The organism is Catenuloplanes niger, from assembly GCF_031458255.1.
Taxonomy (GTDB): domain Bacteria; phylum Actinomycetota; class Actinomycetes; order Mycobacteriales; family Micromonosporaceae; genus Catenuloplanes; species Catenuloplanes niger.
In genome coordinates, this window is sequence record NZ_JAVDYC010000001.1 from 899,701 (window position 1) to 919,511 (window position 19,811).

Here is a 19,811-nt window from a genome sequence, read left to right on the forward strand (position 1 = left end):
TTGACGGCCGTCAGCAAAGAGCCTAGCGTCGATGAAACGCTCCCGAAACGAGCACCTGGGAGGAACCCGTGCGCAGCACCGTGCCGCTCCTCGCCACCCTGACCCTCACCGTCGCCGTCGCCGGCTGCGGCGCCACCGACGACGGCGGCGGCGACGGGCCCATCCGGATCGGTCAGATCGTCTCGCTGACCGGCAACTACTCGCCGCTGGGCAGCGAGAACCAGAAGTCGGTCGCGCTCGCCGTCGACCGGATCAACGCCGCCGGCGGCATCGGCGGGCGCCGGATCACGCTCACCGTCCGCGACGACAAGAGCGCCCCCGACCAGGCGGTGCTCGCGTTCAACGAGCTCAAGGGCGAGTCCGACGCGATCATCGGCTCGCCGTTCTCCAACTCCGCCCTCGCCGTCCTCCCGCTCGTCGACCGCGAGGAGATCCCCTACATCTCGCTGACCCCCGCCGACGAACAGGTCGACCCGGTCCGGCCGTACGTCTTCGTCGTGCCCGCCACCAGCGCCACCTACGCCCAGGCGGCGCTGGAGTACTTCCAGGCCACCGGCGTCAGCCGGCTCGCGGTCGCCTACGACGGCCGCAGCAGCTACGCGGCGGCCGGGTTCAAGGGCCTGCAGACCAGATCCGGGGGGTACGGTGTGCGCCTCGCCCCCACGGAGGAGTTCCAGACCGGCGCCACCGAGTTCGGCGCGGTCTTCACGCACGTGCGCTCCTCCGACGCGCAGGCGCTGATGGTCTGGGCCACCGGGCCACCGGCCGTCGCCCTGACCAAGCAGTACGCGACCGCCGGCCTGGACGTCCCGCTGGTGCTCACCGGCGCCCAGGCCAGCAAGCTCTTCCTCGACCCGGCCGGCCCGGCCGCGGAGGGCGTCACGATCGCGCACTCGATCGGCGTGACCGGCGCCGCCCTGCCGGCCGGCGCGCAGCGCACCGCGGTCGACGAGCTGACCACCGCCTTCACCGCGGCGCACGGCTACCCGCCGCCGCAGTTCGCCCAGGACGGCTGGAGCGGCGTCAAGCTCCTCGCGGCCGCGATCGAGAAGGCCGGCGGCACCGACCGCACGCGGGTCCGCGACGCGCTGGAGGGCCTGACCCTCACCACCCCGAACGGCACCTACCGCTACTCCGCCACCGACCACAGTGGGCTGACCACCGAGTTCATCGCGATCAGCACGGTCCGAGGGGGCGCCTTCGTGCCCACCGAGTTCTCCGCGGCCCGGCTGGCCACGATCGGTGGCCGGTGATGGCGGCCGGCGCCGCCCTGGAGGTCACCGGCCTGACCCGCGCGTTCGGCGGTGTCCACGCCGTGCGCGAGGCCGGCCTGACCGTCGCGCCGGGCGAGTTGCGCGCCGTCATCGGCCCGAACGGGGCGGGCAAGACCACGCTGTTCGCGCTGATCGGCGGCCAGCTCGCCGCGGACGCCGGTACGGTGCGCCTCGACGGGCGGCGCATCGACCGGCTGCCGCCGCACCGCCGCGCCGGCCGCGGCGTGGCCGTGGTGTTCCAGGCCGCCCGGGTCTTCGCCGGCCTGACCGCGCGGGAGAACGTGATGGTCGGCGCGCACGCCACCACCAGCGCCGGGTTCGTGGCGGCGGCGCTGCGGCTGCCCGCCCACCACCGGCAGGAGCGGCTGATCCGGGACCGGGCCGCGCAGTGCCTGGCCCGCACCGGCCTCACCGAGTGGGCCGACCGGCCCGCCGGTGAGCTGCCGCTGGGCCAGCAGCGCGCGCTGCAGCTGGCCCGCGCCCTGTGCGGGCGGCCACGGCTGCTGCTGCTCGACGAGCCCGCCTCCGGGCTGCGGGCGGCCGAGCGGGACCGGCTGGCCGAGCTGATCGCCTCGCTGCGGGCCGAGGGGCTGACCATCCTGCTGGTCGAGCACGACGTGACGTTCGTGATGCGGTTGGCCGACCGGATCACGGTGCTGGACCTGGGCCGGGTCATCGCCGACGGCCCGCCGGCACGGGTGCGCGCCGACCCGGCGGTGATCGCCGCCTACCTCGGTTCCACCCTGGACCGGCGGGCCGCGGCATGAGCGCCGTCCTGGAGGTCCGGGACCTCAGCGTGCGCTACGCGGGTGCCATCGCGCTCGACGGCGTGTCCCTGACCGTGTCCGCCGGGGAGCGGGTCGCGCTGATCGGGGCGAACGGCGCCGGCAAGACCACGCTGGTCCGCGCGGTCTGCGGGCTGGTGCGCCCCGCGGCCGGGACGGTGACCGTGCGCGGCCGGTGTGCGCAGGTGCCGGAGGGCCGGGAGGTCTTCGGTGATCTCACGGTCGAGGACAACCTGCGGCTCGGCGGCTGGCGCAACGGCCGCCGGGGCCGGGACACCACGGCGGTCTACGCGCTGTTCCCGGCCCTGGCCGGGCTGCGGCGGCGGCGTGCCGGCACGCTCTCCGGCGGCCAGCAGCAGATGGTGGCGATCGGCCGGGCGCTGATGGCCCGCCCCGACGTGCTGGTCATCGACGAGCTCAGTCTCGGCCTGGCCCCGCTCGCGGTCGAGGAGATCACCGGTCACCTGCGCGCGCTGAGCGTGGCGCTGCTGCTGATCGAGCAGAACGCCCGCCTCGCCCTGGACCTGTGCGCGCGTGGCTACGTGCTGGAGTCGGGCCGGGTCGCGCTGGCCGGGGACGCGGCCGGGCTGGCCGCCGACCCCCGGGTCGCCGCCGCCTATCTGGGCGGGCACGTGGCGGTGACCCCGTGACCGGCCTGGTCGGTTACCTGGTCACCGGGCTCGGCATCGGCGCGGGGTTCGCGCTGGTCGGCAGCGGCCTGGTGGTGATCTACCGGGTGACCCGGGTGGTCAACTTCGCGCAGGGCGCGCTGGCCGTGCTGGCCGCGATGCTGACCGCGTCGCTGCTGTCCGCCGGGTTGCCGCACGGGGTGGCGGAGACGCTGGGGGTGCTGGCCGGGGCGGCCGCCGGGCTGCTGGTCGGGGTGGTGGCGATCGGCCGGCCGGGGACCGCGCCGGGTGCGTCGCTGATCGTCACGCTCGGGCTGGGCCTGCTGGCCTACGCGGTGGAGATCCTGGTCTGGGGCGACCAGCCGCGGTCGTTCCCCGGGCTCGGTGGCGCGGTCGAGCTGGCCGGCGCCCGGGTGCAGGTGCACTACCTGCTGATCGTCGCGGTCACGGTCCCGGTGTTCGGCTGCCTGGCGCTGTTCTTCGCCCGCACCGACCTCGGCAAGGCGCTGTCGGCGTGCGCGTCGAACCCGTACGCGGCCCGGGTCGTCGGCATCGACGTGCGCCGGATGGGGCTGCTGTCGTTCGCGCTCGGCGGCGCGCTGGGCGGGCTGGCCGGGGTGCTGACCACGCCGGTGCAGCAGGTGACGTTCGACAGCGACGTGGCGCTGATCGTCAACGGGTTCGCCGCGGCGGTGCTCGGCGGGCTCACCCGGCCGGGTGTGGCGCTGGCCGGTGGGCTGCTGCTCGGGGTGGCGCAGACCGTGGTGGCCGGCTACGGCGGCGGCGCGTACCGGCTGGAGGTGGCCCTGGTGGTGCTGTTGGCCGTGATGATCGCGCATGCGGTGCGCACCCCGCCGGCCCAGGAGGCGGCCGCATGAGGGCGGCCTGGATCGCCGCGGGTCTGCTGGCGCTGGCCGTGCCGGTGCTGCTGCCCGAGCGGCATCTCGCGGTCTACGTGCTGCTGGCCCTGACCGCCACGGTCACGGTCGGCGTGTCGATGCTGATGGGGTACGCCGGGCAGGTGTCGCTCGGCCAGGCGTCGTTCTACGCGATCGGCGCGTACGCCGCCGGGCTGCTGGCCACGCACGGGCTGCCGCCGCTGCTCGGGCTGCTGGCCGCGCCGCTGGTCGCCGCCGCGGCCGCGCTGCTGGTCGGCGCGCCGCTGCTGCGCCTGCGCGGGCACCACCTGGCGTTCGCGACGCTGGCCGTGCAGCTGATCCTGCTCGGGCTGCTCAGCCGGGGCGAGTGGGCCGGCGGCGCGATCGGCCTGCAGGGCATCCCGCGGTTCTCGGCCGGCGGCGTGCAGCTGCGCGACGACCTCGGCTACGCCTATCTCGCGCTGGCGGTGCTGGCCGTGGTGATGCTGGTCTACCGCAACGTGGTCGTCTCCCGGGTCGGCCGGGCGCTGCGGGCCGCCGCCACCGGGGAGGCCGCCGCGGCCGCCTGCGGGGTGCCGGTCGGCCGTTACCGGCTGGCGGTCTTCGCGCTCTCCGCCGCGTTCGCCGGGCTGGCCGGTGGCGTGTACGCGTTCTACCTCGGTTACCTGTCACCGGGTTCGTTCCCGGTGCTGCTGTCCATCGAGTTCGTGGTGATGGCGGCCGTCGGCGGGCTGGGCACCGTCGCCGGCCCGCTGGTCGGCGCCGGCGTGATCACGGTGCTGGTGCAGGCGCTGACCCTGCTCGGCACCCAGCCCGGCATGCCCGGGTACGCGCCGGCCGTGCTCTCCTACGCCGTCTACGGTCTCGTCCTCGTCGTCGCGGTGCTCTACCTGCCGCGCGGCATCGTCCCGTCCGTCCACAGCGCACTGCGGATCCCGAGGGGGAAGTCGTGAATCTGACCGGCAGGGTGGCCATCGTGACCGGCGCCGCGCGCGGGCTCGGCCTGGCCTACGCGCGGGCGCTCGGCGCGGCCGGCGCCGCGGTCGTGGTCAACGACGCGGACGAGGCGGGCGCGGCCGCGGCGGCCGCCGGGATCGAGGCGGCCGGCGGGCGGGCGGTGGCCGCGCCCGGCGCGGTGGGGCCGAGCGACGTCGCCGAGGCGCTCACCGAGCGGGCGGTGGCCACGTTCGGCCGGCTGGACGTGCTGGTGACCAACGCGGGTGTGCTGCGCGACCGGATCCTGTGGAAGATGACCGACGAGGAGTTCGACGAGGTCGTCGCCGTGCACCTGCGCGGCACGTTCACCTGTGTGCGGGCCGCCGTGCGGCGGATGCGGGCCCAGAGCGAAGGTGGCCGGGTCATCACGGTCGGCTCCCCGGCCGGGCAGCGCGGCAACCCGGGCCAGACCAACTACGCGGCGGCCAAGGCCGCGGTCGTCGGCATGACGCGTACCTGGGCGCTGGAGTGCGCCCGTGACCGGATCACCGTCAACGCGGTCGTGCCGGTCGCCGCGACCGCGATGACCGCGACCATCCCGGCCTTCGCCCCGCACGTGGCGGCCTGGCGGGAGCGGGGCGTGCCGTTGCCGGACTGGCTGCGCGCCGGGGAGGGGTTCGGCACCGTGGAGGACGCGGCCGGGCTGGTCGTCTTCCTCGCCTCCGCGGCGTCGGCCGGGATCACCGGGCAGGCGATCGGGGTCGGCGGTGACCGGCTGACGCTGTGGACGCACCCGGCCGAGGCGGTGGCCGCGCACCGGGACGGCGGCTGGGACGCCGACGGTGTCGCCGGCGTGTGGGAGCCGGTGTTCGGCGCGGCGGTGCAACCGGTCGGGATCCCGGCCCCGCGGGAGCCACGGCCATGACCGGGTACGCCGCGATCGACATGCACGTGCACGTCGAGGTGTCGGCGGACGGGCACCCGTCGCTGCCGGCGCACCTGATGGCCGCCTCGGCGGCCTACTTCAAGGTGGCCGGCGACGCGCGGCAGCCCGGGGTGGACGAGATCGCCGCCTACTACCGCGAGCGCCGGATGGCCGCGGTGGTCTTCACCGTCGACGCGGAGACGGCGACCGGGCATCCGCCGATCGCCAGCGAGGAGATCGCCGACGCCTGCGCCGGGCACCCGGGCACGCTGATCCCGTTCGGCAGCGTCGACCCGTGGCGGGGACGGGCGGCGGTGCGGCAGGCCCGCCGGCTGGTCGAGCGGCACGGGGTGCGCGGCTTCAAGTTCCATCCGAGTCTGCAGGCCTTCTCCGTCAACGACCGGATGGCGTACCCGCTGTACGAACAGCTCGAGGCGTCGGGTGCCATCGCGCTGTTCCACAGTGGGCAGACCGGGATCGGGGCCGGCACGCCGGGCGGGTCGGGCATCCGGCTGCGGTACGCCAATCCGCTCGACCTCGACGACGTGGCCGCGGACTTCCCGGACCTGCGGATCGTCATCGCGCACCCGTCGTTCCCGTGGCAGGACGAGGCGCTGGCGGTGGCCACCCACAAGCCGAACGTCCACATCGACCTGTCCGGCTGGTCACCGAAGTACTTCCCGCCGCAACTGGTCCGCTACGCCAACACGCTGCTGGCCGACCGGGTGCTGTTCGGCTCCGACTTCCCGGTGCTGACCCCGGACCGCTGGCTGGCCGACTTCGCCGCGCTGGACATCAGACCGGAGGTACGGCCGAAGATCCTGCACGGCAACGCGGCCCGGCTGCTCGGGCTGACCGCACCCGGGGAGCGCGCCGATGCGTAACCAGGGCGTCGGGTCGTGGGCGGCCCGCCGGGCCCGGATGGCCCCGGACCGGGTCGCGCTGATCCACGAGGGACGGCAACACACCTACGGCGAGGTGGCCGCCCGGGCGAACGCGCTGGCGCACCGGCTGGCCGGGCTCGGCGTGCGCCGCGGCGACCGGGTCGCCCACCTCGGGCCGAACCAGCCCGGGTTCCTGGACGCGCTGTTCGCCACCGGCCTGCTCGGCGCCGTGTTCGTGCCGCTGAACACCCGGCTGGCCGCGCCGGAGCTGGACTACATCATCGGCGACTGCGGCGCGCGGGTGCTGCTGTGGACACCCGGCTGCGAGGCGACGGTGGCGCGGCTGCGCGCGGACGCGCGGGCCGTACCGCTCGGCGAGGCCGGTGGCACGGACGGCGGCACGACCGGCGGCACGACCGGCGGCACGGCCGGCGGCGCGGCCGGCGGCGCGGCCGGCGGCGCGGCCGGCGGGCCGGTGGACGTGGACGTCACCGACGCCGAGACCTGCATGATCATGTACACGTCGGGGACCACCGGGCGGCCCAAGGGCGCGATGCTCACCCACGCCAACATCGCTTGGAACTGCGTGAACCTGCTCATCGACGTCGACCTCGCCAGCGACGAGGTCACCCTGGTCAGCGCACCGATGTTCCACGTCGCCGCGCTCAACCAGACCGTGCTGCCCACCTTCCTCAAGGGCGGCACCTGCGTGCTGACCGGCGGCTTCGACCCGGAGGCGACGCTCGACCTGATCGCCGCGTACCGGGTCACCTGCCTGTTCGGCGTGCCCGCGATGTTCGCCGCGATCGCCCGGTCACCGCGGTTCGGCACCGCCGACCTCGGCTCGGTGCGGTCGCTGCTCTGCGGCGGCGCGCCGGTCCCGGAACCGCTGATCGCCGCCTACCAGCGGCGCGGGCTGACGTTCCTGCAGGGGTACGGGATGACGGAGTGCTCCCCCGGCGCGCTGTTCCTGCGCGCGCCGGAGAGCGTGCGCAAGGCCGGGTCGGCGGGCACGCCGGTGTTCTTCGGCGACGTGCGGGTGACCACCCCGGACGGCGGCGACGCCGGGCCCGGCGAGACCGGGGAGATTCTGGTGCGGGGGCCGACGGTGATGGCCGGTTACTGGGGGGCGCCCGCCGAGACGCGCGCGGTGCTGGGCGACGACGGCTGGCTGCGCACCGGCGACCTGGCGGTCACCGACACCGACGGCTTCGTCTACGTCCGCGACCGGGTCAAAGACATGATCATCTCGGGTGGGGAGAACGTCTACCCGGCCGAGGTGGAGGCCGCGCTGCTGGCCCACCCCGCGGTCGCCGAGTGTGCCGTGGTCGGGGTGCCCGACGCGCGCTGGGGCGAGGTCGGCCGCGCGTTCGTGGTGCCCGCCGCCGCGGTGGAGGCCGCCGAGCTGCTCGCCTTCCTCGACGGCCGGATCGCCCGCTACAAGATCCCGAAGTCCGTCGTGTTCGCCGAGACGCTGCCGCGTACCGCCTCGGGCAAGGTCGTCAAGGCGCGGCTGCGGGCGCCCGTCCCCGATCGGAGGAACCCATGACCACCACCGTGCGCGGGCTCGGCGAGCTCGCCGGGACCGCCGGACTCGACCTCGGCCACAGCGACTGGATCGAGGTCACCCAGCAGCGCGTCGACACCTTCGCCGACGCCACCGGCGACCACCAGTGGATCCACGTCGACCCGGTACGGGCGGCGGCCGGCCCGTTCGGCGGCACCATCGCGCACGGCTACCTGACCCTGGCGCTGGTCATTCCGCTCTGGACGTCACTGCTGGTCGTCGAGGACGTGGCGATGGCGGTGAACTACGGCCTCAACCGGGTCCGGTTCCCCTCCCCGGTCCCCGCCGGGTCGAAGGTGCGGCTGCACGCCGCCGTGCTGCACGCCCGGGAGGTGGCCGGCGACGGGGTGGAGCTGACCGTGGCGATGACCGTGCACCGCGAGGGTGCCACGAAACCCGCCGTGGCCGCCGAGGCCGTCTACCGCTACTACGCGTGAGGCCGCGCCCGGACCCGCAGGCCCGGGCGCGGCGACGGATCAACGCGCCTCGGCCCGGCACCACCGGTCGTGCGCCGGGCGCTCGCCGGTGACGAGGAACGACTCCACCGCCGTGTTCAGGCAGCGGTTCGGCGTGAAGACGAACGCGCCGTGACCGCCCTGGTCGGCGTGCACCATGACGGCGCGGTCGCCGAGCGCCCGCCGCATGCTGCGTGCGCCGGACAGCGGCGTGCCCGGGTCCCGGTCGTTCTGCGCGATCAGGACGGTGGCCGGCCCCCGGTCGCCGATGCGGACCGGCGGCTCCACCGGGTCGCGCCAGAACGCGCACGGCTGGATGTTGGCCGCCGCCGCGCCGAACAGCGGGTAGCGGATCCGGTCGGCCGCGACGTTGGCCCGGTAGACGCCGACCGCCGTCGGCCAGCGCGAGTCGGCGCAGACGGTGTGGAGACGCGCGGCGATCGCGTTCTCCGGATCCGGTGCCGGTGCCGGGGCCGCGTCGACGACCGGTAGCGGCTGGTTCTCGGCCAGGGCCTTCCATGAGGCGGCCATCAGCGGGAACCGCCGGTCGTCGTAGCTGTAGATGAACGAGAACAGCCGGAAGGACGCGCCGTCCACGCCCTGCACGGGCGCGCGGTCGAGCCGGCCGGCGAGGTCGAGGTAGGTCGCCCGGACCTGTGCCGGGGTGCGGCCGAGCCGGTACTCGGGGCGGGCCGCCGCCCACGCCGCGAAGTCCGGGAACCGTTCCTCGAAGCCGCGCCCGTACGCGCGGCCGCCGTCGACGTCCCAGCCCTTCTCGTGCAGGCTGCTGTCCAACACGACTCGGTCGGTGGTGTGCGGGAACAGCGTGGTGTAGACCGCGCCCAGGTAGGTGCCGTACGAGTAGCCGAGGAACGACGCCGTCCGCTCGCCGAGCGCGACCCGTACCCGGTCCAGGTCACGGGCCGCGTTGGCGGTGGAGACGTGCGGCAGCATCCACGCCGACGTGGACGCCGCGCACTGCCCGGCGATGCGGTGCGCCTGCCGCGCCCACGCGGTCACGTCGTCCGGCGTCACCGCGTACGGCGGGATGTTGCCCCTGATGATCTGCTCGGGGGTCAGGTCGCAGGTGACCGGCGTGCTGCGGCCGACGCCACGCGGGTCGATGCCGATCAGGTCGTAGGCGTCCCGCACGCTCCGCGGCAGGCCCTCGGCCACCAGCGCCGCCGGGAAGTCACGGCCCGCCACGCCCGGCCCGCCCGGGTTGGTGAACAGCACGCCGCGGCGCTTCTCCGGGGCCGTGCTCCTGATCCGTGAGATCGCGATCTCGATGGTCCGGCCGTCCGGATTCCGGTAGTCCAGCGGCACCCGCAGCGCCCCGCACTCCGCGCCGGGGATGTCCGGGCACTGTTCCCAGCTCACCGCGCCGGGTGCGGCGTCGCGGGACTCCGCGTGGGCCACCCCGGTGACGGCGAGCGCCGCCACCGCGGTGACGATCATGGCTAAGGCCTTTCGCATGTGCTACCTCTCTGCTGTGGGCACGCCGCAGCGCGCCGGATGCCCGTCCTGCGGTCCGGCGTCGGGGGGTGGTGGAAGGTGCTAGGGGGTCATCCGGACGAGGACGTCGATCTGCGCGGGGTTGTAGAACTCGGTGATCGCCTGGCCGACCACGTCGAGGGCGGCGTCCGGCCCCAGCGGCGCGCCGGAGTACAGGCCCCACGGCTGCGGGAACATGGCCTGCTGCCGCTGGATGATCGGTGCGGCGCGCAGCCGGTCGGCCAGGTCCTGCCGGGTCCGGGCGTCCGCGTCCGCGGGAAGAGCGTCGAACTCGATCACCGCGGGGTCCCGTGAGTACTCCCGCAGCGTTCCGGCCAGGGCCTTCAGGTCCGCCGCCGGCACCACCCGCGCCAGCACGACCGCGATCATGCGGGCGGTCGGCGTCAGGTCGTCGTCGGCGTCCGCCTCCGCGACGGCCTGCGCGACCTCGGCAGGCAGGTCGGCCGGCACCTGCTCACGCAGGATGAGCCTGAGCTCCCGGCGGACCCGCTGCAACCGGCGGACCGTCGCGGACAGCTCCGCGTCGAGCCGCGCCAGCGACTGCGTCAGGTCCTCATCCGCCTCGTCCAGCGCGGCGACCTGACTCAGCGACAGCCCGAGGTCGGTCAGCCGCTTGATCCGCAGCACCCGCACCAGGTGCACCGCGCCGTAGCTCTTGTAGCCGTTGGACGCCCGCGCAGGCTCCGCGAGCACCCCGACGTCGTGGTAGTGCCGGATGGTGCGCAGCGTCGTGCCGGTGAGCTCGGCCAACTCACGGGTACTCCACCCCAACGCCGCCCCCTCTCATCGCTGTCCGCCGACACCGATCATTGAAGGCCATGCCGTAACGGCACAGTCAAGCCGTGACCGCCGCAGACGCCGTAGGGCGCGCGAAAAGATCCGGTCCGCGGATGTCGAGAACCGGGCCGGCCGCTCCGACCTCTGTGCTGGGCGCCGGCCGTCGGCGTCCGGTCAGGAGGGAACGATCATGGGTTTGCCCGTCGTGCACTTCGAGGTCATCGGCGCCGTACCCACCCGGTTGCGGGACTACTACGGTTCGCTGTTCCAGTGGCGGTTCACCACCGGGGACGCGGCCAGCGAGAAGGTGTCCTCGCCCGGCGACTACCACTTCATGGACGGCAGTACGACCGGGGACGGCAGTACGACCGGGGACGGCACCCGGGGCATCAACGGCGGCATCGGTGGCGGTGCGGGATTCACGCCGCGGGTAACGTTCTATGTGGGCGTTCCGGACGTCGAGGAGGCGCTGCGCAAGGCGGAGGCGCTGGGCGGGCGGCGGCTGATGGGCCCGGAGCCGGGGAGCGGTGACTTCGCCGTGGGGCACTTCGCCGATCCGGAGGGCAACGTGATCGGGGTGGCCGGCCCCAGCGCGTGATCCGCCCGACCACGTGTCCGGAATGCTACCGTTCGAGGGGATTGCAATGAAGTACCTGCTCCTGATCTACAGCAACCCGGAGAACTGGGAACACCCCGTGTTCCTGCGCCACCCGGAGTTCCTGGCGATGCCGGCGTCCGAGCGTGCGGCGCTCGCGCACGAGTCCGAGGACTTGCACCGGGAGATCCGCGAGTCCGGTGAGCTGCTGGCCGGGGCCGCGCTCGCCGACCCGCTGACCACCCGCACGGTCCGGGTCCGCGACGGATCGCCGACCGTCACGGACGGGCCGTACCCGGAGGTCAAGGAGCACCTGGCCGGTTACCTGCTCCTCGACTGCGACGGTCCGGAGCGGGCCGCCGAGATCGCCGCCCGGATCCCGGACGCGCGGTTCGCCGCCGTGGAGGTCCATCCGATCATGGCCCTGTCCGGTCAGGAGATGTGAGCTCCGACGGTGTGGAGGACCTGCTGCGCCGGCACGCGCCGCAGGTCCTCGCCGCGCTGGTCCGCCGGTACGGCCACGTCGACACGGCCGAGGACGCGCTGCAGGAGGCGCTGCTGGCCGCCGCGACGCAGTGGCCGGCCGACGGCGTGCCCACCAGCCCCGCCGGCTGGCTGATCACCGTGGCGTCGCGGCGGCTGACCGACCAGCTGCGCAGTGCGAACGCCGCACGGCAACGGGAGGAGCGGGACGCGGCGCAACGCCCGGGCTTCTCCCCCGCGGCCGACACCCCGCCGGACGCCGACGACACGCTGATCCTGCTGCTGCTCTGCTGCCACCCCAGCCTGACCCCGCCGTCGCAGGTCGCGCTCACGCTGCGCGCGGTCGGCGGGCTGACCACCGCGGAGATCGCCCGCGCGTTCCTGGTGCCCGAGTCCACGATGGCCCAGCGGATCAGCCGCGCCCGGCAGCGCGTCCGGGCCGCCGGCGCGGTCTTCCGCATGCCGTCCGAGGACCAGCTGCCGGAGCGCATCCGTACGGTGCTGCAGGTGCTCTACCTGATCTTCAACGAGGGGTACGCCGCCAGCTCGGGCCCGGATCTGCACCGCGTGGAGCTGACCGCGGAGGCGATCCGGCTCACCCGCATCGCGCACGCCGCCCGGCCGGACGAGGGTGAGCTCGCCGGCCTGCTGGCCCTGATGCTGCTCACCGACGCCCGCCGGCCGGCCCGGGCCCGCCCCGGCGAGGGCCTGGTCCCGCTGGCCGAGCAGGACCGCACCAGGTGGCACCGGCCGTCACTGGACGAGGGACGCGCGCTGATCACCCGTACGCTGTCCCGCGCGCCGCTCGGCCCGTACCAGCTGCAGGCGGCGATCGCGGCCGTGCACAGCGAGGCGGCGAGCGCGGCGGACACCGACTGGCCGCAGATCGTCCACCTCTACCGGCTGCTGGAGCGCTTCGGCCCGAACCCGATGGTCACCCTCGGCCACGCCGTCGCCGTCGCCATGACGCACGGCCCGGACGCGGGCCTGCGCCTGCTCGCACCGCTGCACGACGACGACCGCCTCGCCAACCACCATCGGCTGTACGCGGTCCGCGCGCACCTGCTGGAGATGGCCGGCGACCCGGCGGGAGCCCTGGAGGCGTACCGCCGGGCCGCCCGCCTGACCGTCAGCCTGCCGGAACAGCACTACCTGCACCGGCGCGCCGACCGGCTCACCGGGCACTGACCGGCCGGCGGGTGTCACCCGGCCTTTCCACCGAGGGAGTCCTGGACCGCGTCGGCGTAGGTGGGCAAGTCCGCGATCAGGCCGTCGGTGAAGGCGGCGACGTCGGTGCCGGTGAGTTCGAGGACTCCCCGGCCGGCCGCGACGCCCTCCTCGAAGAAGTCGACGATCCCGGGCAGCAGCGGGCCGTCGGCCAGACCCACCGGCCCGACCTTGAACAGGTACCGCTGCATCTCCGCGTAGACGATCCGGTAGTCCGGCGGCAGCGCCCTCACCCGCGCCACGTGCGCCCGCCACTGCCTCTTGCCCTCGATGATGTCCTGGATGCCCATCTCAGCCTCCCAGCCGGCCCAGTCGGCGTGCCACGTTGCGGTTCAACTGCGCGCGCCACCGATCGCGGTAGGTGCGGGCACCCTCGCCACCGGCCAGCGCCGCGCAGAACCCGGGGATGTCGTCGCCGAGCACCTCGTCGGCGCCGCGCCCGTCCGCCGCGGCCTCCTCGAGCAGCCCGAGGGCGGCATCGGCGATCGGCGACAGGTTGCGGCCGGTGAAGTTCCCGTACGGGAACAGGTGCGTCTTGATCTGCTCCCACGCCGCCCGGTGGCCGGCCGGCAGCGCCGCCGCGCGGGCGTCGAAGTCGTTCCATTCACGGGTGAGATCACTGCCGGTGACGGTCTCCCAGAAGCTCATCTGCCGCCCTCCCTGAGCGTGTCGATGCGTGCCGAGACGTACTCCCACTTCGCCCAGAACGTCGCCAGCTCCGCGCGCCCCGCGTCGTTGAGCGCGTAGAACTTGCGCGGCGGCCCGACATCCGACGGCCGTTTCGTCACCTGGACCAGCCCGTTGCGTTCCAGCCGCAACAGAATCGTGTACACCGTGCCGTCGATGACGTCGGCGAAGCCAAGCTCGTTCAGCCGGCGGGTGATCGCGTACCCGTAGGTCTCCTCGCGGCCGATGATCTCCAGCACACACCCTTCGAGCGTGCCCTTCAGCATCTCCGTCAGATCTTCCATCGCCGCCTCCCGTCCCGGTATTCGGTATTACCGGGTACCGCTACAACGTAGCACCGGATACCGCTATGCGGTAGTGCCAGATAGCTCGCACCGGGGGAGCCGCTACCCCGAGCCCGTTGGTTCACCTTCGCCTCGTGAGTGGCGGCGCCACGTTCGGGTCCTCGAGTCCTGCAGGAGTTTGGCGACGAGAACGAACGGAAGGACGCCAAGGCACGCGACGCTCATCCAGATCGCCCAGGCCTGACCGATCCACCGGGGCGGAGGGGAGTCCATTCCTCTCACCACGATGACGGCGAGCACTCCGGCGACACACATACCGATCGGTGCGAGCGCCACCGCCACGGCGATGCGGCTGACAGGTCCGGCCGTGTCCGGCGGTGGAGCGTCCTCGACCACTGATCGGTAGGCGGTCCGCAGCGGCGCTTTCAACCCCATGTCGGCCTCGGACCGAGTGCGATGCCGGACCGCGGTCGCGTATGCCCGCTCGGCGTGGACGTTGACGGCGCGGAGGGAGCCATCCGCGGGAGAGTATTGAAACAGTGCGACACCAGCCCGGTCCGCATAGGCGACGGCGCTACGACTGAAGCCCGCGTTGCAGAAGAAGTAGGTCGTCACGTGGGTACCGACCGCCGCACCGACCAGCTCGCGGACAGGTCCTACACCAACCGGCTTCCCGTACCATTTGACCTGAGCAGCGACCCGAGCGCCGATCACGTCGATGCCGCCGTCCGCGCCCCCTCGGGTGAGTGTGGCGTCACGATGACCCAACCACCTCAACCAACCGACGGCGTTCCGCTCCGCGGCACTCCAGTCGGTGACCGGTGCGGGTGGTGGCGTCCCCGGCGGTTGTTCATGTCGCTGCATACAGTCCTCTGTCAGACACGTGACGGGTGCGGCTCGCCCGGCGCGGGCCGACCGGCCGGCCGGTGGTTGCGGGCTCAGCGTTCATCATGCGGCCGAGCGGCGTGACGCCGGCAGCGCGTCCGCGTCGGGTTCGGCGTCAGTCCTCGACAGCTTCATCCCGCTTGCCGGCGCCCTCGTCCGCGCCTTCATCATCGGTGATCGCCGCGCCGCGGGCGATCCGGTGCGTACGTGCGGCGCGTAGTAGTGGAGCGATGCCGGCCAGCCATAGCGGGTCGACGCGGCCGTCGCCGATCATCCGCCGAAGAGGATCCGGACAGGGGAATCGCCGGGCCACGCGGCCGAATCGGGCGGCCGGCACCCGGCGGTATCGTGGCTGCGCATCCGACAGGGAGGGTCCATGATTGTCAGGCCGGCTCCGCAGCTCGTCGTGGACGTCAGCGCAGAGGTCGTGGCCCGGGTCGCGCCGAAGAACCTGCCGTACTTCCCGGCCGACGCGGGCGAGTTCACCTCCGCGCGGCGCGCCCGGCGCGACCCGCTCAGCAGTGGCATCGAGTCGGTTGAGGCCGTGTTCGGCCTGATCGTCCTCTTCGTCGGTAATCAGTTGCTGGAGTATCTGCTCGGTCAGGCCTTCGCCGCGACCGGCGGCTGGGTGGGCCGCGTGTGGGGCCGCCGCCGGGAGGTGTCGTCACTGGCCGGTGTCGGTCCGCTCGACGAGGCCCGGCGCAGCGAACTGCGCGACATCGCGATCGCGTCCGCCGCGTCGAAAGGTGTGGACCCCGAACGGTCCGCCGCCATCGCGGACGCGTTCCTCACCGAGCTGAGCCGCCGCACCGGCGGCGACCCACCGCGATAGCGCGGCGCTCAGGCGGATACCAGGCCCAGCAGGACACATGCCGTGGCGGTGGTCGTGACCCCGCAGGTGAGCACCAGCCCGGCGAGCAGCCGCCGGCTGCCGTGCGGCCGATCCGGCGCGGGGGCCGCGCGGGCGAACCGGCGCAGCAGCGCGCCGACGGCGAGGCCGGCCCAGCCGGCTGCGATCGCCTTGACCGCGCCCTCGGTACCGGCGTATCCGAAGAGGACTTGATAGAACTCACCGAAACTGGCGCCGGTACAGGTGAGTGCGCGACGGGGGCCGCAGATCGCGGTGAGTGCGGCGAGCGGGCAGAGCAGTGCGGCGAGGCAGCTGAGCGCGCTGCCGGTGGCGAGCGCGGTCACCGCGGCGAAGCGGTCCCCGCGTAGCGCGATGACCAGCCCGGTCACGGCCGCGAACGCGGCGGACACCGCGACGGTGAGGTCCATGAGGTAGAGCAGCGAACCGGCCGGATCGGCGTCGGCGATCGGGTCGGCACCGACCGCGGCGCGGACCATCAGCGCGAGCACGGGCAGAGTGATCAGCAAGAGCGCTGCCACGCCGAACGGGCGCCACCGGTGAGGCGCACGGGTGCGGGACCGGGCGAGTCCCACGCCGGTGAGCAGCAGCGGGACCATCAGGATCAGGGCCGTGCCGGGGAACACGGAGAGGAAGTCGAGCGGCAGGTAGACGGCCTGCAACCACGCCGAGCCGGGGCCGGGCCAGTAGGCGCTGTTCATCATCTCCGCGGTGCCGGGCGCCCACGGATAGATCGCGGCCATCGCCGCCTGGTCGTGCATCATCCACCAGGTCGTGTAGACCGGCAGGAACGCGACCGTACCGGCGGTGACACCCGTGGCGAACAGGCCACCGCGCGCGGACGGCCAGGCCTGCGCGTTCTCCCGAGCCCACCGGTGGAGTGCGGCGAGCGACACCGTCAGGGCGGCGACCGAGACCGCCGCGCCCGCGATCCCGGCGAAACCGACGCCGTCCAGCACGCCGAGCACACCCGCGTTGGCGTAGACGGCCGAGGCCGGCTCGCCGACGACCACGCCGAGCCCGAGTCCGGCGACCGCCGCGGCGTCCCGGGCCACGCCCGGAACCCGCGAGCCGTCACGGGCGGCCGTGACGCCTCGCCACGCGATCACCGAGACGAGCCAGGCGAGCGCGATCGTGGACAGCACCGTGCTCAGCGCCACCAGCAACACCACCAACGGGATCGGCGGCAACGCGCCCCCGATCCGGGAGGCGAGCAGGAGTTGCCAGGCGAGCGGCGTTACGGTCGCGCTCAGCACGGAGATCGCCACACCGCTGGCGAAGAACTGCGCGGGGGAAGAGCGGAGTCTGCGCCACGGTTCCGCGAGGTTGCGGCACCGGCCGGCCCGGCGCGGATGATCTCGCAGGAACTCGGGCCGCCGTCCGTCACCGGTGGGGGTGCCGCCGCCGAGCCAACCGGCCACGACCGCGCCGCCGGACGCGCTCGCTGCGGTCGTGTCCGCCGCCAGCTCGCGGGCGCGCAGCACGGAGCGCGCGGTCAGCAGTGTCAGCGCACCGAGCAGGACGATCGCGACCGGCTGCTGTGCCTCGACGGTCGATGCGCGCGGCACGAGCGTCTCGTACCCGAGGGTGAGCAGGAACGGCACGACGGTGAGTGCGTAGAACGCCCTGCGGAACCCGATCGTCAGGTACGTCTGCCGGATGTCCCGGTTCTTCACGTGCGCCAGCTCGTGCAGCACCGTGGCGGTGAAGGCGTCGCGCGCGACCGTGCACTCCCGGATGGTGCGCTCCCCCAGCCGCACGTGCGGTCGCCGCCCGGTGCCGAACGCGGCCGAGTCGCCCCAGGCCGTCGAGTACCACAGCCGAGGCATCCGGGGCAGTCCGATCTCGACCGCGTGCCCGCGCACCGCCGCCGCGATCGCCGGATGCCCGGTCTCCAGTTCCCTCAGCCCGCCACCGCGGAACCGGATGATCCACACGGGCAGCAAGCGGTACAGCAGATACGCCGTGACCAGCAACAGAACGGTCCCGGCGACCGCCCAGCCGAGCATGCCGGTCGCGTTCGGCGTGACGCAGGCGAGGGTCACCACGGTCATGCCCTCGACCTGGGCCGCGGTCGCCGGTGACACGTCCGCCATCCGCTCCAGGTCGTCGAGGGACACACAGTCCGCGACCGCGCGCTCGGCCGCCGGATGGGTGACGATCCACAGGTGGCCGTAGACGGACGCGGTGGTCGCGGTGAGCAGCGCGGTCAGCACCAGGAACCGGATCACCAGATCCGACGGCAGGAACCTCACCATCGGCGAAGCATCTTGTCGTACGCCACCCGGGCCGCGGTGCGGATCAGCGCGTCGTCGGGCGTGCCGACCATCGTGGCGGAGACCATCAGAATGACGTCGCCTCGACGGGTGATCACCAAATCCTGGTAGACCTTCACCGCTACCCGGGCCGGCGCCATGGTGATCCGTACCGCCGCGGTCTCCGCGCCGAGGCCGGGCACGCCGCCCAGTGTCCGCACGGTGAACGTGACGGCACCGAGCTGTGCGTCGGTCGCGGTGTAGGTCGCGCACCCGGACGCGGCGCTGCGGACCCGCCGGACCGCTGCCTGAGCGGCGGGCGTCGTGAGCCGACGCAGCCGCTCCCGTACGAACGGACCCGTCGGACCGTTGCTGAGCAGCACTTCCGCGGCCGACTGGGCACCGGCGGAGAAGTCGCTGTCCAGTGCCGTGCACCCGGCCATGTCACTGGACTGGCCGGGCTCTCCGGTGACCGTGAAGCCGTCCAGGTCGCCGCCGGTGAGCAGGGCGCCGCGCAGTGTCTCCGACGAGGGCGCGGGCGCGGCCGGTTTCGTCCGCGCACCTGGCGCAGCCGGTTTCGTCGTGTCGCCGCCGGACGGTGGTTCGTCCTCGACGCCCGGTGTGGGGACGTTGCCGCCGCCCGTGGGCGTACCGGCGGCGGTCGGGGCCGGGCCGGTGCCGGCGCCGAAGGAGGCGGCCGCGCCGGTGGGTGACGGTCCCGGAGCCGAGGCCGGGCCGACGGCCGGCGGGTTCTCGGATCCGGACGGCGGTGGCGGTTCGGCGACACAGGCACCGAGCAGGATCGCGGCGGCGATCACGGCCGTGCCACGACGGATGGCTGTCATCATCGGCTCCTGTCGCGGATCAGGGGATGAAGGTCGCGCGGGTGCGCCGGCGCGCCAGCACGGCCAGGATCAGGCCGGCCAGCGTCAGCACGACACCGGCCGAGACGATCCAACCTGTGCGCGGGCCGGTGATCGGCAGACCGGCGCCGCCACCGCCTGAACCGGTCGGTACGGCTCCGGGCGACTCCGTCACGGCGGCCGTTGCAGTCGGCGACGCCGTGGGCGATGCCGTGGGCGACACGGACGGGGAGGCGGACGGAGAGGCGGTGGTAGTCGGCGTGGGTGTCGCGGTCACCGGCGACGGACACACCCCGGATACCTCGAACGTGGTCGGCGCGCCGGCCGGCACCGTGGCGACGGAGAGTGCACCGGATGCCAGCCACCAGTCGTCCGGCACCCGAATCCAGGCGGCGTCCGCGCCGGTGGCGAGCAGTCCGCCGGCCACACCCTCGTGCAGCGGCACCTGCACCGGCGGCTTGGTGGGGTCGGCCTCCGCGGAGAGCTGCATGACACCGCCCGCGGTCACCGCGATGATCGCCGGTGTGGCCGGCCGGCCGTGGGCGAAACCGATGACGTAGGCCAGCGCGGCCTCACCGTCCACCGGCTGGCTGAACGTCCAGCCGTTGAAGTCCGCGATCGCCCCTTCCGGAATGCTGTCGCAGTCGTGCAGCTCCTGGTCGAGGTCCGCAGCAGTGCGCTGAGAGAACCGCGGAGCGAGTTGGAGCGGCTGCGGTACATCGGCCGCGGCGGGCACCGCGCCCAGGAGCGCCCCGCTCAGCACGGCCGCGGCACAGGCGGCGGTGAGCTGCCTCTTCATGGGTTCCTCCAGGGTGGATGGGTTCGCAGGAAGAATGTCCCGAGTGGCCTTCCCACCGCCTCGCCTCCGCGGGCACACCTCACCGCCACCCATGCCCGTCCCTCGCACCGACCCGGCGGGCACGCGCACCGATCATGCGCTGCGGACCACCTCCGATCATCGGTCCGGTGGAGCCGAACGGCCCGGCCCAGCAGGCCCATGGCGGCGGTACGGGACCGGACCGTCCGCGCTGTTCGTGGG

The 19,811-nt window shown here is 73.8% G+C and carries 23 protein-coding genes; 13 read left to right on the top strand and 10 right to left on the bottom strand.

What is annotated here, in order from left to right; genetic code table 11:
• Positions 1-68 precede the first annotated feature (68 nt).
• From J2S44_RS03945 to J2S44_RS03985, 9 genes are read left to right on the top strand one after another with little or no spacing between them, the layout of a single operon-like run.
• On the top strand, positions 69-1,253 hold the full coding sequence (locus J2S44_RS03945; RefSeq protein WP_310409084.1) for an ABC transporter substrate-binding protein: 1,185 nt from the start codon (positions 69-71) through the stop codon (positions 1,251-1,253).
• Positions 1,253-2,041 (top strand): ABC transporter ATP-binding protein, encoded by a 789-nt coding sequence (locus J2S44_RS03950; protein ID WP_310409085.1) that lies wholly within the window; start codon positions 1,253-1,255, stop codon positions 2,039-2,041. Before J2S44_RS03945 ends, J2S44_RS03950 begins: the two co-directional genes overlap by 1 nt.
• A complete protein-coding gene (locus J2S44_RS03955; RefSeq protein ID WP_310409086.1) occupies positions 2,038-2,709 on the top strand; it encodes an ABC transporter ATP-binding protein in 672 nt (223 codons plus the stop codon). Before J2S44_RS03950 ends, J2S44_RS03955 begins: the two co-directional genes overlap by 4 nt.
• A complete protein-coding gene (locus tag J2S44_RS03960) occupies positions 2,706-3,566 on the top strand; it encodes a branched-chain amino acid ABC transporter permease (protein WP_310409088.1) in 861 nt (286 codons plus the stop codon). The genes J2S44_RS03955 and J2S44_RS03960 overlap by 4 nt, the downstream gene beginning before the upstream one ends.
• Complete coding sequence (locus J2S44_RS03965) at positions 3,563-4,519, top strand: branched-chain amino acid ABC transporter permease (RefSeq protein WP_310409089.1); 957 nt, start codon at positions 3,563-3,565, stop codon at positions 4,517-4,519. The genes J2S44_RS03960 and J2S44_RS03965 overlap by 4 nt, the downstream gene beginning before the upstream one ends.
• Positions 4,520-4,542: 23 nt before the next feature.
• Entirely contained in the window at positions 4,543-5,427 is an 885-nt protein-coding gene (locus tag J2S44_RS03970; RefSeq protein WP_445343955.1) for an SDR family oxidoreductase, read from the top strand.
• A complete protein-coding gene (locus J2S44_RS03975; RefSeq protein WP_310409091.1) occupies positions 5,424-6,311 on the top strand; it encodes an amidohydrolase family protein in 888 nt (295 codons plus the stop codon). Before J2S44_RS03970 ends, J2S44_RS03975 begins: the two co-directional genes overlap by 4 nt.
• Complete coding sequence (locus tag J2S44_RS03980) at positions 6,304-7,860, top strand: acyl-CoA synthetase (RefSeq protein ID WP_310409092.1); 1,557 nt, start codon at positions 6,304-6,306, stop codon at positions 7,858-7,860. Before J2S44_RS03975 ends, J2S44_RS03980 begins: the two co-directional genes overlap by 8 nt.
• The gene (locus J2S44_RS03985) at positions 7,857-8,315 is read left to right on the top strand and encodes a MaoC family dehydratase (protein WP_310409093.1); all 459 of its coding nucleotides are present in this window, start codon (positions 7,857-7,859) and stop codon (positions 8,313-8,315) included. The genes J2S44_RS03980 and J2S44_RS03985 overlap by 4 nt, the downstream gene beginning before the upstream one ends.
• Positions 8,316-8,354: 39 nt before the next feature.
• Here the strand turns inward: J2S44_RS03985 and J2S44_RS03990 are convergent, their stop codons facing one another.
• Both J2S44_RS03990 and J2S44_RS03995 read right to left on the bottom strand, forming a co-directional pair.
• Positions 8,355-9,809: an alpha/beta hydrolase gene (locus J2S44_RS03990; RefSeq protein WP_310409095.1), complete on the bottom strand. Its 1,455-nt coding sequence runs from the start codon at positions 9,807-9,809 to the stop codon at positions 8,355-8,357.
• A gap of 81 nt (positions 9,810-9,890) precedes the next feature.
• Complete coding sequence (locus J2S44_RS03995) at positions 9,891-10,598, bottom strand: helix-turn-helix domain-containing protein (protein ID WP_310409097.1); 708 nt, start codon at positions 10,596-10,598, stop codon at positions 9,891-9,893.
• Between the two features lie 217 nt (positions 10,599-10,815).
• On the opposite strand from J2S44_RS03995, the gene J2S44_RS04000 reads away from it, so the two are divergent.
• From J2S44_RS04000 to J2S44_RS04010, 3 genes are read left to right on the top strand one after another with little or no spacing between them, the layout of a single operon-like run.
• A complete protein-coding gene (locus tag J2S44_RS04000) occupies positions 10,816-11,223 on the top strand; it encodes a VOC family protein (RefSeq protein ID WP_310409098.1) in 408 nt (135 codons plus the stop codon).
• A gap of 46 nt (positions 11,224-11,269) precedes the next feature.
• The gene (locus tag J2S44_RS04005; protein WP_310409099.1) at positions 11,270-11,665 is read left to right on the top strand and encodes a YciI family protein; all 396 of its coding nucleotides are present in this window, start codon (positions 11,270-11,272) and stop codon (positions 11,663-11,665) included.
• Positions 11,662-12,891 (top strand): RNA polymerase sigma factor, encoded by a 1,230-nt coding sequence (locus J2S44_RS04010; RefSeq protein WP_310409100.1) that lies wholly within the window; start codon positions 11,662-11,664, stop codon positions 12,889-12,891. The genes J2S44_RS04005 and J2S44_RS04010 overlap by 4 nt, the downstream gene beginning before the upstream one ends.
• A gap of 14 nt (positions 12,892-12,905) precedes the next feature.
• Here the strand turns inward: J2S44_RS04010 and J2S44_RS04015 are convergent, their stop codons facing one another.
• From J2S44_RS04015 to J2S44_RS04035, 5 genes are all read right to left on the bottom strand, one after another.
• Complete coding sequence (locus J2S44_RS04015) at positions 12,906-13,220, bottom strand: DUF1048 domain-containing protein (RefSeq protein WP_310409101.1); 315 nt, start codon at positions 13,218-13,220, stop codon at positions 12,906-12,908.
• A gap of 1 nt (position 13,221) precedes the next feature.
• Positions 13,222-13,578, bottom strand: coding sequence for a DUF1048 domain-containing protein (locus J2S44_RS04020; RefSeq protein ID WP_310409103.1), 357 nt, complete (start codon positions 13,576-13,578; stop codon positions 13,222-13,224).
• Positions 13,575-13,901, bottom strand: coding sequence for a PadR family transcriptional regulator (locus J2S44_RS04025; RefSeq protein ID WP_310409105.1), 327 nt, complete (start codon positions 13,899-13,901; stop codon positions 13,575-13,577). The genes J2S44_RS04020 and J2S44_RS04025 overlap by 4 nt, the downstream gene beginning before the upstream one ends.
• A gap of 102 nt (positions 13,902-14,003) precedes the next feature.
• Entirely contained in the window at positions 14,004-14,765 is a 762-nt protein-coding gene (locus tag J2S44_RS04030) for a restriction endonuclease (RefSeq protein ID WP_310409107.1), read from the bottom strand.
• Positions 14,766-14,901: 136 nt separating this feature from the next.
• Positions 14,902-15,060 (bottom strand): hypothetical protein, encoded by a 159-nt coding sequence (locus J2S44_RS04035; protein ID WP_310409108.1) that lies wholly within the window; start codon positions 15,058-15,060, stop codon positions 14,902-14,904.
• A 102-nt stretch (positions 15,061-15,162) separates the two neighbouring features.
• On the opposite strand from J2S44_RS04035, the gene J2S44_RS04040 reads away from it, so the two are divergent.
• Complete coding sequence (locus J2S44_RS04040) at positions 15,163-15,618, top strand: hypothetical protein (protein ID WP_310409109.1); 456 nt, start codon at positions 15,163-15,165, stop codon at positions 15,616-15,618.
• 8 nt (positions 15,619-15,626) lie between these two features.
• Here the strand turns inward: J2S44_RS04040 and J2S44_RS04045 are convergent, their stop codons facing one another.
• From J2S44_RS04045 to J2S44_RS04055, 3 genes are read right to left on the bottom strand one after another with little or no spacing between them, the layout of a single operon-like run.
• A complete protein-coding gene (locus J2S44_RS04045; protein ID WP_310409111.1) occupies positions 15,627-17,912 on the bottom strand; it encodes a M48 family metalloprotease in 2,286 nt (761 codons plus the stop codon).
• Entirely contained in the window at positions 17,906-18,754 is an 849-nt protein-coding gene (locus J2S44_RS04050) for a hypothetical protein (RefSeq protein WP_310409114.1), read from the bottom strand. The genes J2S44_RS04045 and J2S44_RS04050 overlap by 7 nt, the downstream gene beginning before the upstream one ends.
• A 19-nt stretch (positions 18,755-18,773) precedes the next feature.
• On the bottom strand, positions 18,774-19,571 hold the full coding sequence (locus J2S44_RS04055; protein ID WP_310409116.1) for a hypothetical protein: 798 nt from the start codon (positions 19,569-19,571) through the stop codon (positions 18,774-18,776).
• Between the last annotated feature and the right edge of the window lie 240 nt (positions 19,572-19,811).

What these genes read in the sequence shown, in the direction of transcription:
- J2S44_RS03950 (WP_310409085.1), top strand. Translation starts at nt 1,253, where the DNA reads ATGGCGGCCGGCGCCGCCCTGGAGGTCACCGGCCTGACCCGCGCGTTC.
- J2S44_RS03955 (WP_310409086.1), top strand. Translation starts at nt 2,038, where the DNA reads ATGAGCGCCGTCCTGGAGGTCCGGGACCTCAGCGTGCGCTACGCGGGT.
- J2S44_RS03965 (WP_310409089.1), top strand. Translation starts at nt 3,563, where the DNA reads ATGAGGGCGGCCTGGATCGCCGCGGGTCTGCTGGCGCTGGCCGTGCCG.
- J2S44_RS03975 (WP_310409091.1), top strand. Translation starts at nt 5,424, where the DNA reads ATGACCGGGTACGCCGCGATCGACATGCACGTGCACGTCGAGGTGTCG.
- J2S44_RS03980 (WP_310409092.1), top strand. Translation starts at nt 6,304, where the DNA reads ATGCGTAACCAGGGCGTCGGGTCGTGGGCGGCCCGCCGGGCCCGGATG.
- J2S44_RS03985 (WP_310409093.1), top strand. Translation starts at nt 7,857, where the DNA reads ATGACCACCACCGTGCGCGGGCTCGGCGAGCTCGCCGGGACCGCCGGA.
- J2S44_RS03990 (WP_310409095.1), bottom strand. Translation starts at nt 9,809, where the DNA reads ATGCGAAAGGCCTTAGCCATGATCGTCACCGCGGTGGCGGCGCTCGCC.
- J2S44_RS04000 (WP_310409098.1), top strand. Translation starts at nt 10,816, where the DNA reads ATGGGTTTGCCCGTCGTGCACTTCGAGGTCATCGGCGCCGTACCCACC.
- J2S44_RS04005 (WP_310409099.1), top strand. Translation starts at nt 11,270, where the DNA reads ATGAAGTACCTGCTCCTGATCTACAGCAACCCGGAGAACTGGGAACAC.
- J2S44_RS04015 (WP_310409101.1), bottom strand. Translation starts at nt 13,220, where the DNA reads ATGGGCATCCAGGACATCATCGAGGGCAAGAGGCAGTGGCGGGCGCAC.
- J2S44_RS04020 (WP_310409103.1), bottom strand. Translation starts at nt 13,578, where the DNA reads ATGAGCTTCTGGGAGACCGTCACCGGCAGTGATCTCACCCGTGAATGG.
- J2S44_RS04025 (WP_310409105.1), bottom strand. Translation starts at nt 13,901, where the DNA reads ATGGAAGATCTGACGGAGATGCTGAAGGGCACGCTCGAAGGGTGTGTG.
- J2S44_RS04030 (WP_310409107.1), bottom strand. Translation starts at nt 14,765, where the DNA reads ATGCAGCGACATGAACAACCGCCGGGGACGCCACCACCCGCACCGGTC.
- J2S44_RS04035 (WP_310409108.1), bottom strand. Translation starts at nt 15,060, where the DNA reads ATGATCGGCGACGGCCGCGTCGACCCGCTATGGCTGGCCGGCATCGCT.
- J2S44_RS04040 (WP_310409109.1), top strand. Translation starts at nt 15,163, where the DNA reads ATGATTGTCAGGCCGGCTCCGCAGCTCGTCGTGGACGTCAGCGCAGAG.
- J2S44_RS04045 (WP_310409111.1), bottom strand. Translation starts at nt 17,912, where the DNA reads ATGGTGAGGTTCCTGCCGTCGGATCTGGTGATCCGGTTCCTGGTGCTG.
- J2S44_RS04050 (WP_310409114.1), bottom strand. Translation starts at nt 18,754, where the DNA reads ATGACAGCCATCCGTCGTGGCACGGCCGTGATCGCCGCCGCGATCCTG.
- J2S44_RS04055 (WP_310409116.1), bottom strand. Translation starts at nt 19,571, where the DNA reads ATGAAGAGGCAGCTCACCGCCGCCTGTGCCGCGGCCGTGCTGAGCGGG.